Origin of the sequence: Anaerostipes butyraticus, from assembly GCF_016586355.1 — a bacterium.
GTDB classification, from domain to species: Bacteria; Bacillota; Clostridia; order Lachnospirales; family Lachnospiraceae; genus Anaerostipes; species Anaerostipes butyraticus.
The window spans coordinates 132898-145763 of sequence record NZ_BLYI01000043.1 but is presented as its reverse complement, the minus strand read 5'-3'; the positions used below and the strand labels follow the sequence as shown (position 1 = coordinate 145763).

Sequence of the window (12866 nt, the reverse complement as noted above, 5' to 3'; positions counted from 1 at the left end):
GCGGGGAAGCCGTACGCAGGAAGCGGGCTCAACGAAGAATCCTGTGGATTCTGAGTCTGAAGGAGGATATCAAAGCTGCGTCTGCAGAGCAGGGATCATAAACGATGTTTCCTTGAGAAACGTCATAGGAGGAATGATTATGGTACGGTTAGCAACCATTGGTACAAATTTTATTACGGACTGGCTTATGGAAGGCGTCCAGGAACTGGACGATATCCAGCTTGCGGCAGTCTATTCCAGAAGTATGGAAAAAGGCCGGGAATTTGCCGCAAAATATGGAGTCGAAAAAGTCTATGATAATTATGAGGAAATGGCACAGGATCCGGAAATTGATGCTGTGTATGTAGCGAGTCCTACGTATATGCACTACACTCATTCCATCACGATGATCAATTACGGGAAACATGTATTATGTGAAAAGCCTGTCTGTTCCAACAGGACAGAATTAGATCTTCTGATCCAGGCAGCAGAAGAAAAGGGCGTAGTTTTCATGGAGGCGATGAAGAATGTCCATTCACCGGGATTCCAGGCGGTTCTGGATCATCTTTACAAACTGGGAGATATCCGGAGAGCCACAATTCAGTACTGCCAGTACTCATCCCGGTATGACAAATTCAAGAATGGAATGATAGAGAATGCCTTTAATCCCAAATTATCAAATGGAGCCTTAATGGATATTGGTTCCTACTGCATTCATTTTCTTGCGGCACTTTTTGGCGCTCCAAAGAAAATTCTTTCTGACAGTATTTTTCTGAGCAACGGCGTAGATGGAGCAGGAAGCATCATTGCTTCTTATGGCAGCAGGCAGGCTGAACTGATATATTCTAAGATCACAGACTCCAAACTTCCGACTCAGATTCAGGGAGAAAATGGCTGTATGATCATTGAGGAGTGTCCGATCATTAAGAAAATAACGATCCAGTATCGAAATGGAAATTCTGAGGAGCTGAAATTTGAGTGGAGAGACAATCCAATGATCTACGAAACAAAAGATTTTATTCAGCTGATCAGAGAACAGAAAACAGATCACCGGTTTCTGGAAGCATCCAGGATTGAGATGGATATTACGGATGAGGTCAGAAGACAGAATGGAATTGTGTTTCCGGCGGATAAAATCCGGGAACAGTAGGAGGATTGGAATATTATGAAAAAAATGATTTTAGCAGGATGCATGGTGCTTGCAGTGGCACTCTGCGCGGGATGCAGCTCAAAAAGCAAAACAGAGACGGCGACGACAGCATCGTCAGAAGAAGGAAAAAAAGTGCTGTCTAAATATAAAGTACCGGAAATCACCGGCGCGAAAAAAACACAACAGCTGGGGGAAGCCCAAAAGGGTGAAACCATCGCTGTTATGAAAGTGAAAGATTTTGGTGAAATAAAATTCAAATTCTTTCTTAAGGATGCGCCTCTGGCAGTGAAAAATTTTGTAACTTTGGCGGATAATGGATATTTTGACGGTCAGACTTTTCACCGGGTTATCAATGATTTTATGATTCAGGGCGGCGATCCTACGGGAACAGGAACCGGAGGAGAGAGCATCTGGGGGGAAGAGTTTGAAAATGAGATTTCAGAAAATCTTCTTCCGCTGAGAGGATCTTTGTGTATGGCAAATGCAGGACCGGATACTAATGAAAGTCAGTTCTTTATTGTTCAGGCGAAGCCGGATGCCGCAAAAGAGATTATCGATTCAGGAGTGGCAGATCTTACAGAAGAACAGAAGAAGCTGTTTGAAGAACAGGGCGGTGATCCATCGCTGACTGGAAGCTATACAGTTTTCGGACAGATTATTGAAGGATATGATGTCCTGGATAAGATTGCGGCCACACCGGTGGAAGACAACGGAAGCGGAGAGCAGAGCAAACCGGTGGAAAATGTTGTAATCGAATCTGTGACGATCGAAAAGGCAAAGTAGGAAACTGCTTATGCTGATGATAGAGTTGGATGACCGGACCAGACAGCCTTTGTATGGTCAGATTTATGAGCAGATAAAAAAGCAGATCCAGATGGGAGATCTGCCTCAAAAGACAAAGCTTCCATCCGCCAGAAAACTGGCGGCATATCTGGAAGTCAGCAGAAACACAGTAGATTTTGCTTATGGACAGCTGGAAGCGGAGGGATATATTGAGTCCCGCCCGCGCAGCGGTTTTTATGTGTGTGAGGTAGAGGAACTGGCGGCGCTTGATATCCCTGTGGAAACAGAGGAGACAGAACAGGAAGATCAGCGGGTAATCATACCGTATGATTTTTCACCGTCCGGTACAGACATGGAATATTTTCCTTATCATGTATGGAGAAAACTGCTCAAGGAAATCATGATCAATGATAACAGTGAATTATTTCAAAAGGGAGATCCTCAGGGAGATTTTGAACTTCGTAAATCGATCATGTACTATCTGCGCCAGTCCAGAGGTGTTCATGTACATGCCGATCAGATTATTATAGGCGCGGGGATGGAAAATCTTTTATTTCTGCTTCGTCAGACATTTGGTGAAGGACGCGTTGTTGGAATTGAAAATCCGGTATATACCAATGCGTGCGGCATTTTGAGAGAGCTTGGATTTCAGATCCGCCCGGTTTCCATGGATCAAAATGGACTGGATGTCGAGAAACTGCAGGAAACCGATGCGAATCTTGCTTATGTAACGCCGGCTCATCAGTATCCGACGGGGGTGGTGATGCCTGCGGGGAGAAGAGGACAGCTCCTTCGATGGGCAAGAGAAAAGGAAGAACGCTATATCATTGAAGATGACTATGACAGTGAATTTCGTTATTATGGGAAACCGATACCGGCTCTGCAGGGACTGGATCAAAGCGGGAAAGTCATTTACATCGGAACATTTTCAAAAGCGATCGCCCCGGCAATCCGAGTCGGTTATATGGTGCTTCCGCCTAAGCTTCTTGAGAAGTACAAAAAAAATGTCACCGCGTTTTCATGTTCTGTATCCAGGATTGATCAGAAGGTTCTGACTCTTTTTCTGGCAGAAGGTCATTTTGAGCGGCATTTAAACCGTATGCGTAATTTATATAAGGAAAAACATGATCTGCTGCTGGAAAACATCCGGAAGAATATTCCCGGAGCATCAGTTTCAGGAGAAGGAGCCGGTGTACATGTTATCGTTAATTTCCATATCAGCGAAAAAGAGAAATTTGAGCAGCGCCTCAGGGAGCGCGGAGTTGCAATCTATCCGCTGTCGTTTTATTATATTGAAGGAAAACCTCAGGAAGAACAATACATTTTGGGGTTTACGAGAATGAAAAAAGAAGATATGATAGAAGGAACCAGAGAAATAGGAAAAGTACTTTCTACGATAAAGTGAGAAATGAGGGACACAGTATGTCAGAAGAACATAACAATCATGAGATTGAAGAAGTAAAGCAGGAAGAGGAGAAGAAAGAGATAGAACATTACTGCTATCTCTGCCATCGTCCCGAATCCATGACTGGGAAAATGCTGAAGCTGCCGAATGATATTCATATCTGCACAGACTGTATGCAGCGAACCCTGGATTCTATGGGAAACGGACAGTTCGGATTTATTGACGCAAGGAATATGGATCTGGAAAACCTTGACATTTCCAAGCTGATGGGCGATATGCAGGGAATGCAGCCCAAGCCTGCTTTAAAGAAGAAAAAGAAAGAGAAGAAGGAAAAAGAAAAATTAAGTCTTAAGGATATACCGGCGCCGCATAAGATCAAGGCGATGCTGGATGAATATGTCATAGGACAGGATTACGCAAAGAAAGTGATGTCAGTGGCGGTTTACAATCATTATAAAAGGGTTGTGACTAATACGATGGATGAGATCGAGATCGACAAATCCAATATGCTGATGATCGGACCGACCGGAAGCGGCAAGACTTATCTGGTCAAGACCCTTGCAAGACTTCTTCAGGTGCCTCTGGCCATTACCGATGCTACGTCTCTGACAGAAGCAGGATATATCGGTGACGATGTGGAGAGTGTATTATCCAAACTGCTCCAGGCGGCAGATAACGACGTGGAAGAGGCAGAACATGGAATCATCTTTATTGATGAGATTGACAAGATTGCCAAAAAGCAGAATACCAACAGCAGGGATGTCAGCGGTGAGTCAGTACAGCAGGGTCTGTTAAAACTCCTGGAAGGCGCGGAAGTCGAAGTTCCGGTTGGCGCTACCAGCAAGAATGCCATGGTTCCACTGACAACAATGAATACAAAAAATATTCTTTTCATCTGCGGCGGAGCGTTTCCGAATCTTGAGGGAATCATCAAGAAACGTTTGATGAAAAAGACTTCTATTGGTTTTGAGGCGGATTTAAAAGATAAGTTCGACAAGGAAGAAAATATCATTGCGAATGTGACCAATGAGGATCTGAGGGAATATGGAATGATTCCGGAATTTATTGGAAGGCTTCCGATGGTATTTACCCTGGAGGGACTGACCAAAGATATGCTGGTCAAGATCTTGAAAGAGCCGAAAAACGCTATTTTGAAGCAGTATCAGAAGCTGCTGGAGCTGGATGAAGTCAAGCTGGAGTTTGATGACGGAGCTTTGGAGGCAATTGCAGAAAAAGCTTTGGAAAAGAAAACCGGAGCAAGAGCTCTTCGGGCGATTATTGAGAAATTCATGCTGGATATTATGTATGAAATACCAAAAGACGACACCATCGGTAAAGTTGTAATTACAAGAGATTATATCGAGGGACATGGAAGTCCTGTAATTGAACTGAGAGATCAGTAAAAAAAGCGGTTTACGTTGATGAAAAGACGTAAACCGTATTTTTTTGTGGATTTCTTATGATATAATGAAAAACATGGAATGATGAAAGAGAAGGGGACAGCAGCAGGAAAAGGAAGCAGGAAAAAGGAGGTTCCATTATGGATCAAATGAAGTACTTAAAGGAACTGGCGGTGCGCTACCCCAATATTGCGGCCGCCTCTACGGAAATCATCAATCTGCAGGCAATTCTGAATCTGCCCAAAGGAACAGAGCATTATGTTTCGGATCTGCACGGTGAATATGAAAAATTCAGTCATATTGTAAGGAATGGATCTGGAGCAGTGCGCAGCAAAATTGAGGATCAGTTTGGAAACACTCTGACAACAAAGGAAAAAAAGAACCTTGCTACAGTCATCTATTATCCGGAACAGAAGATGGATCTGATGGAAGAGCAGATGACCCGGAACGAACTGATTGAGTGGTATCATATTACAATGATTCGTCTGGTGCATATTGCAAGGCTCACAGCAAGTAAATATACCAGATCAAAGGTCAGAAAGGCAATGCCCAAGGAATTTGCCTATATCATGGAAGAATTGATGACAGAGCATCGGACGCTGGATAAGAAAAATTATGTGGAGCAGATCCTGGAAACGATCATCACAACAGGGAGAGTCCGCCAGTTTATTGCAGCCATGGCGCATCTGATCCAGAAACTCTGTATCGATCATCTGCATGTAATTGGAGATATTTATGACCGGGGACCAGGGCCGCACCGTATCATGGACTGTATCATGGATTATCACACAGTTGATATCCAGTGGGGAAATCATGATGTCCTCTGGATGGGAGCTGCCGGGGGACACAGAGCCTGTATCGCCAATGTAGTTCGTATCTGCGCGAGATATAATAATCTGGATGTTCTGGAAAATGGATATGGGATCAATCTGATTCCTCTTGCAAGATTTGCCCTGGAGGTGTATGGAGACGATCCGTGTGAATTGTTCCATGTATCCGGAGACGTGCGGAAAGAAGATTTCCGGGAAGAAGAGATGAATCGCAAGATGCATAAGGCAATCACCATCATTCAGTTTAAGCTGGAAGGACAGCTGATCAAGAGAAGGCCTGATTTTAAAATGGAAGACCGGCTTTTGCTGGATAAAGTGGATTATGAAAAAGGAACGATCAACATCAAAGGCAAAGAATATAAGCTGAAAGATACCAATTTTCCAACGATCGATCCAAAAGATCCATATAAGCTGACCAAAGAAGAAGAATATGTTGTCGAGCATTTGAATACGGCTTTTAAATATTGCGCCTATCTCAATGAACATGTAAGATTCCTTTTTTCAAAAGGAGGGCTCTATAAGGTCTACAATGATATGCTGTTATATCATGGATGCGTACCGTTAAATAAAGACGGAAGTTTTCGGGAAGTAGAGATCCAGGGTGTGCCGTATTCCGGAAAAGCATTGTATGATGTGCTGGAACATCTGGCAAGACAGGGATATTATGAGACCAAAGATATGGAAGCAAGGTGTTATGGCCAGGATATCATGTGGTTTATATGGTCCAATGAAAATTCACCGGTATATGGAAAAGATAAGATGGCGACATATGAGAGATATTTCCTGGATGACGCTTCTGTAAAAGTGGAAAAGAAAGATTATTACTATCAGCTTCTGGAAAATGAAGAAGTAGTGAATCGGATCCTGGAGGAATTTGGACTGAATCCGGAAACTGGAAAGATTGTAAACGGGCATATGCCGGTGGCTGTTAAAAAGGGGGAAAGCCCGATCAAATGCAATGGCAAGCTGTTTATCATTGACGGTGGATTTTCCAAGGCTTATCAAAAAACGACAGGAATCGCCGGGTATACTCTTGTATCCAATTCCTATGGTCTGAAACTGGTTGCCCATGAACCGTTTGAATCCAGGGATGAAGCGATTCGAAAGGAAACGGATATTTATTCAGATACAATTGTAATCCGCAAAGTTACCAGACGAAAATGCGTGGAAGACACTGATATCGGAAAAGGAATCAAAGAAAAGATTGCAGATCTGGAACAGCTTCTCTGGGCCTATCAGAAAGGTTTGCTGACAGAACAGATCTGAGCATAGAATAAACCCTGCTGTTCCATCATATGCTCTATATAGTAAATAATAGAGGTGAAAAGATGGAGTGTTCAATGGCAGCTGTCAGCAATGATTATTTTGAGTTTATCGCAGAATACAATGGAGTTCTGGAAAGCGTGAAGGAACGGTTTCAGACCGACTGTGTTCTGCGCATCAACAACCGGTTTTCAGTTGCTTATGTTCCTCAGCAGGGAAAAGAAGTGTTTGAAAGCGGAAATTATCCGTACAATGCGGTTCCCAGATGTTTCGGGCTGATGGATACAGCGGTTCTGGAAGATACAGGAACTGCCCAGGTTCGAAGATCGAATCTGGATTTATACGGAAATGGTGTGATGGTTGGAATCATCGATACGGGAATTGATTATCAGAATCCTGTGTTTCAGTATGCGGATCAGACCACTAAGATCGAGACGATATGGGATCAGACAATAGAAGACGAAACCAGACCTTTTTCTCTTGGATATGGCACAGAATATTCAAAAGAAGAGATTGAAGAAGCAATTCGCAGTGAAGATCCGTCTCAAATTGTTCCGTCAGTGGATTCATCCGGACATGGAACTTTTCTGGCAGGGATGATTGCCGGCAGCGAGGAAAGTCAGGATGGTTTTTCAGGAATTGCTCCCAATGTCCGCCTGAGCGTTGTAAAACTCAGACAGGCGAAACCGCATCTGAAGGAATATTACTGTATGGATCCGTCTTATGAGGCCTATTCTGAAACGGATATCATGCTTGGAGTTTATTACATTACTCAGGTGGCGGAGAGGCTCCAGATGCCTGTCATTTTGTATCTGGGGCTGGGGACGAGCCAGGGGTCTCATCTTGGAACCGGGCCGCTGGATCAGTATCTGGCCGGCATGGCTCCTTTAAAGGGAGTGGGGGTTGTTGCAAGCGCTGGAAATGAAGGGCAGGCAAGGCATCACTATTCTGGCGAGGCAGGAAATGGCTCAGTCAAAGTTGAAGTAAAAACAGGGAGTTCGGAGTATGGTTTTACCATGGAACTTTGGGGAATGGCACCGAATGGATATTATGTAGATATTGAATCCCCTTCTGGGCAAAGAACCGGAAGGATTGCGGGAGGACGCCGGGGACGGAGAGAAGTAAACTTTCTGCTGGAAAGGACAAATCTGTCGGTGGATTACTTTACGGTGGATTCGTCAGCCGGTGCGCCTGGCATTATTATGAGATTTTTGCATCCGGCAGAAGGAGTATGGAATATTTATGTCAGTGATGACAAAATGGGAAGCCGGGAATTTGACCTCTGGCTTCCTGTTGCGAATTTTCTTTCGGAGGATACATTTTTTCTGGAATCTTCACCTTACAATACCCTGGTATCGCCGGGAAATACAGAGCTGCTGATGTGTGCTTCCAATTATAATCAGAACAATGGGAGCATTTATATTGACAGCAGCAGAGGATTTCCGAGGAATACGGTAAAGCCGGATTTCTCCGCGCCTGGAGTAGAAGTATACGGACCGCTGCCAAGAAACCGTTTTGGACGGAAAACAGGTTCCAGCGTATCCGGAGCTGTTACGGCAGGGATTGCAGCATTGATCATGGAATGGGGCTATGTCAAAGGAAATGATCTGGACGTCAACACCACGAGAATTAAAAATTACCTGATTCGCGGAGCCCGCAGGGAAGATGGAAGAATCTATCCCAGCAGGGAATGGGGATATGGGATCGTGGATTTGTATGAAACTTTTTTAAGAATACGATAAAAAGAAGAAGGCTCTGCCTGAAGATCAGGCAGAGCCTTCTTTTTAATCATAAGACCTGTTTTAGATGACGAAAGTTAAGTAAGACCTGTAAAATGCTGCCGGCTGTTAATCCGAATAAATATCCGTAAATGCCCTGCCGGGGAACAGCAAACAGGATAAAAAAAATCCGGAGCGTCAGGGAAAGTCCGTTGTGCAGGAAGGTTGTTTTCGTCTCGCCAAGTCCGTTTAGAATGCTGGACAGGGTTCCTGAAATGTACAGAAACGGGCATAGAAATGACAGAAGACGAAGGTATGTTCCGCATTCGCCGCTTTGAAATACAAGACGTCCGATCCATGGTCCCAGAGTAAAAAAGCCGAAAAAGCCCAAAAGGCCAAGGAGCAGACAGAAAATAACAGGATAACGGGAGGCACGCCGGAGAGTCTTTTCGCTGCCGTCTGCTTTGGCAGCAGATATTTTAGGCAGCAGCATGACAGACAGAGAATTTGTCATGGTGGAAGGAAATAAAATAAAAGGAAGTGCCATTCCATTTAAAATACCGTAAGTCTCGATGGCGGTGTGCTGATTTCCATAAAAACGGGTCAGCATAAGAGGAATCAGGATGCTCTCCACACTCTGAAGCAGTGTTACGGATAAGGCATTGCCGGTCAGAGGCATGCCAAGGGAGAGAAGCTGATGGAACAGAGACTGCCTGGTATATATGGAGCTTACGGAATCTTTCTGCCGGAAGTAAAAAGAAAGAATCGTAAAGACAAACGAAACAAATTCGCCGATGACCATTCCGAGAACTGCAAGGATGGCTCCGGCCGGCAGTTCTGCATAAAAGGTAACAGAAATCAGAAAGATGCTGGCAACCCTGGAAATCTGTTCGATACAAAGAGAAAGCGCAGGGAGGGAGGAGGTTCCAGCTCCCAGGGAATAACCATGGATACAGGATTTGATCCCCACAAAAGGAAGCGCAAACACAGCGATCCTGAGACAAGGGATACAGTCATCTTCATGAAAGAAAGTCTGACAGATAGCTTCCGCAAAAATAAAAATGACAGCGGCGAACAGGATTGAAAGCATGACGGTAAAGCATACGGTGACAGAAAGTATTTTTTTTGCGTCCCCTTCCAGACCTTTGGCCCGGAGAGATGCAGTCATGTTGGACAAAGCAGTTTGAAATCCCTGGAAGCACAGGGAAAATCCAACCAGATAGATGGGGAAAATCATCTGATAAATTCCCATCTGATGCGCACCAATCAGACCGGCGAGAAATATTCTATTATAGAACCCGATGAAACGGGAAAAAAGATTTGCTGCTGTCAGGACCAGAGTTCCATGAATGAACGGGCTTGCCTTTTTCATGAAGATACCTTCTGCGTTTTTATCCATTGTATGAAAAGAAAAAACAAGATATGCCCGATTTTGGTTGACAGAGAAATAAGGAAATGATAATATGACACTGTAAAACCTAGTTAATAGGTAGGGATTAAAGGAATTAAAAAATGAGATTTGCTTTATGTGTTTATCATATAGAAATCATAGAAAGGCAGGAATAGATTATGAGAAAGTTTGTATACTTAGATCACGCAGCGACAACGCCAGCCAGACCGGAAGTCGTTGAGGCAATGCTGCCGTACTTTACGGAAAAATTCTGGAATCCGTCCAGCGTATATTCTCCGGCAGCGGAAAATAAGCAGGCCATTGATCAGTGCCGGGATCTGATCGGGAAAACTCTCGGAACAGAGGGAAAGAACATTTATTTTACAGCAGGTGGTTCTGAATCTGATAACTGGGCGTTAAAAGCAGCTGCAGAAGCATATGAAACAAAAGGAAAGCACATCATTACCAGTAAGATTGAACATCATGCAATCCTTCATACATGCGATTATCTGGAATCCAGAGGATTTGAAATCACATATATTGATGTGGATGAGAATGGAATCCTGAAACTGGATCAGCTGGAAGAAGCAATTCGTCCGGATACCATTTTAATTTCCATTATGTTTGCCAATAATGAGATTGGGACGATTCAGCCGGTAAAGGAAATCGGCGAGATTGCCAGGAAACATGGTGTTATCTTCCATACTGACGCAGTCCAGGCATATGGTCAGATTCCGATCAATGTGGACGAATACGGCATTGATATGTTAAGCGCCAGCGGACATAAGCTGAATGGACCGAAAGGAATCGGTTTTCTTTATATACGAAAAGGATTGAAACTTCGCTCCTTTATTCACGGAGGCGCACAGGAGAGAAAACGCCGGGCCGGAACTGAAAATGTCAGCGGCATTATCGGTCTTGGAAAAGCGGTTGAGATCGCCTTTGATACGATGGAAGAAAGAACATCAAAGGAAAGGGAAGTCAGAGATTACGCGATCGACAGGATCCTTGCGGAAATTCCTTACTGCAGACTGAATGGAGACCGGAGGAAACGACTGCCGAATAATATTAATATCAGTTTTCAGTTTATTGAGGGAGAATCTCTGCTGATCATGCTGGACATGGCAGGAATCTGTGCATCCAGCGGTTCTGCCTGCACATCAGGATCCCTGGATCCGTCTCATGTGCTGCTTGCCATCGGCCTTCCCCATGAGATTGCCCATGGATCTCTTCGCATGACTTTGGGAGAGGAAACAACAAAAGAAGATATGGATTACGTAATTGATAAGTTAAAAGAAATCGTAGATAAATTAAGAAGCATGTCACCGCTTTATGAGGATTTTGTGAAACAAAGCAGATAATAAGGCGGTTTGAAATAACAGGAGGAAATTATTATGTACAGTGAGAAAGTAATGGATCATTTCCAGAACCCGAGAAACGTTGGAGAAATTGAGAACGCAAGCGGCGTTGGAACCGTAGGAAACGCTAAGTGCGGAGATATCATGAGAATTTATCTGGATATTGATGATAATAAAGTGATCCAGGATGTGAAGTTTAAGACATTCGGATGCGGAGCGGCTGTTGCCACCAGCAGTATGGCGACAGAACTGGTCAAAGGAAAGACGGTTCAGGAAGCCCTGGAGGTTACAAATAAAGCCGTTATGGAAGCGCTTGACGGACTTCCGCCGGTGAAAGTACACTGTTCTCTTCTTGCGGAAGAGGCAATCCATGCGGCATTATGGGATTACGCCGAGAAAAACGGAATTAAGATTGAAGGACTGGAAAAACCAAAAACAGATATCAGTGAAGAGGAAGAAGAGGAAGAATACTAGGAGGAACTTGTGAAAGAGAAAGTCGTAGTTGGATTATCCGGAGGAGTAGATTCCTCCGTGGCAGCTTATCTGCTGAAAGAACAGGGGTATGACGTGATTGGCGTGACCATGCAGATCTGGCAGGAAGAAGAGGAAATGGTACTGGAAGAAAATGGAGGATGCTGTGGTTTGTCAGCGGTAGAAGACGCGAGACGGGTAGCGCAGACTCTGGGTATTCCTTATTATGTGATGAATTTCAAGAAGGATTTTAAGGAAAAAGTCATAGATTATTTCTGTGAAGAATACCTAAACGCCAGAACGCCAAATCCATGTATTGCATGTAACCGCTATGTGAAATGGGAATCTCTGCTGAAGCGGTGTCTTGATATTGGAGCAGATTACATTGCCACAGGTCATTATGCACAGATTCAGCATCTGGACAATGGAAGATATGCGCTGAAGCGATCCAGGACACTGGCAAAAGACCAGACTTATGCTCTTTACAATCTGACACAAAACCAGTTATCCAGGACGCTGATGCCGGTAGGACAGTATACAAAAGATGAAATCCGTGGGATTGCCAAAAAGGCAGGAATTCCGGTGGCAAATAAGCCTGACAGTCAGGACATCTGCTTTGTAGAAGACGATTACGGAAAATTTATCGAGGAGACAACCGGAGCTTCCATTGAACCGGGCAGCTTTGTAGACACGGAGGGAAATATCCTGGGAACCCATAAGGGAATCATATATTATACCATCGGGCAGCGCAGAGGCCTTGGCCTGTCTTTGAAACAGCCGGGATATGTCATTCGGGTAGATAAGGACAGAAATGAGGTTGTCATAGGAACAAAAGACAAGCTGTTTTCCAATGTTTTGTATGCAGACCGCTGTAATTTCATGTCCATTCCGGGAATCAGCGGTGAATTCCGGACGAAAGCCAAAATCCGTTATAACAGTCCGGAGGTGCCGTGTACGGTACAGATGGCGGGAAAAGATATGGTAAAAGTCATATTTGATGAACCCCAGAGAGCAGTCACACCGGGTCAGGCAGTGGTTTTTTATGATGGAAACCTGGTTGCCGGAGGCGCAACGATCATAAAAGGAAGCATGGAACAGGAAAAATAAGAGAAAAATAAG

10 protein-coding genes are annotated in these 12866 nt (G+C 44.2%); 9 read left to right on the top strand and 1 reads right to left on the bottom strand.

The features are described from left to right. The first annotated feature begins 139 nt into the window (after positions 1-139). The 6 genes from JMF81_RS10035 (at position 140) to JMF81_RS10010 (ending at position 8552) form a co-directional block, all read left to right on the top strand. Entirely contained in the window at positions 140-1129 is a 990-nt protein-coding gene (locus JMF81_RS10035; protein ID WP_201311320.1) for a Gfo/Idh/MocA family protein, read from the top strand. 15 nt (positions 1130-1144) lie between these two features. Beyond that, a complete protein-coding gene (locus JMF81_RS10030; RefSeq protein WP_201311319.1) occupies positions 1145-1912 on the top strand; it encodes a peptidylprolyl isomerase in 768 nt (255 codons plus the stop codon). Between the two features lie 10 nt (positions 1913-1922). Next, positions 1923-3317 carry a MocR-like pyridoxine biosynthesis transcription factor PdxR gene (pdxR, locus tag JMF81_RS10025; RefSeq protein ID WP_201311318.1) on the top strand — a complete coding sequence of 465 codons (1395 nt, stop codon included), beginning with the start codon at positions 1923-1925 and terminating at the stop codon, positions 3315-3317. Between the two features lie 17 nt (positions 3318-3334). Further along, the gene (gene clpX / locus JMF81_RS10020) at positions 3335-4720 is read left to right on the top strand and encodes an ATP-dependent Clp protease ATP-binding subunit ClpX (protein WP_201311317.1); all 1386 of its coding nucleotides are present in this window, start codon (positions 3335-3337) and stop codon (positions 4718-4720) included. Positions 4721-4857: 137 nt separating this feature from the next. Beyond that, positions 4858-6813: a fructose-1,6-bisphosphatase gene (locus tag JMF81_RS10015; RefSeq protein ID WP_201311316.1), complete on the top strand. Its 1956-nt coding sequence runs from the start codon at positions 4858-4860 to the stop codon at positions 6811-6813. 62 nt (positions 6814-6875) lie between these two features. Then, entirely contained in the window at positions 6876-8552 is a 1677-nt protein-coding gene (locus tag JMF81_RS10010; protein WP_201311315.1) for a S8 family peptidase, read from the top strand. A 46-nt stretch (positions 8553-8598) separates the two neighbouring features. On the opposite strand, the gene JMF81_RS10005 is transcribed toward JMF81_RS10010, so the two are convergent. After that, entirely contained in the window at positions 8599-9900 is a 1302-nt protein-coding gene (locus JMF81_RS10005) for a polysaccharide biosynthesis protein (protein WP_201311314.1), read from the bottom strand. 197 nt (positions 9901-10097) lie between these two features. Between JMF81_RS10005 and nifS the strand changes: the two genes are divergently transcribed. Genes nifS through mnmA form a run of 3 tightly spaced genes read left to right on the top strand, consistent with a single transcriptional unit; the run spans position 10098 to position 12854 of the window. After that, on the top strand, positions 10098-11279 hold the full coding sequence (gene nifS, locus JMF81_RS10000; RefSeq protein ID WP_201311313.1) for a cysteine desulfurase NifS: 1182 nt from the start codon (positions 10098-10100) through the stop codon (positions 11277-11279). 33 nt (positions 11280-11312) lie between these two features. Further along, positions 11313-11750 (top strand): Fe-S cluster assembly scaffold protein NifU, encoded by a 438-nt coding sequence (gene nifU, locus JMF81_RS09995; RefSeq protein WP_201311312.1) that lies wholly within the window; start codon positions 11313-11315, stop codon positions 11748-11750. Between the two features lie 9 nt (positions 11751-11759). Next, positions 11760-12854: a tRNA 2-thiouridine(34) synthase MnmA gene (gene mnmA, locus JMF81_RS09990; RefSeq protein WP_201311311.1), complete on the top strand. Its 1095-nt coding sequence runs from the start codon at positions 11760-11762 to the stop codon at positions 12852-12854. The last annotated feature ends 12 nt before the right edge of the window (positions 12855-12866 follow it).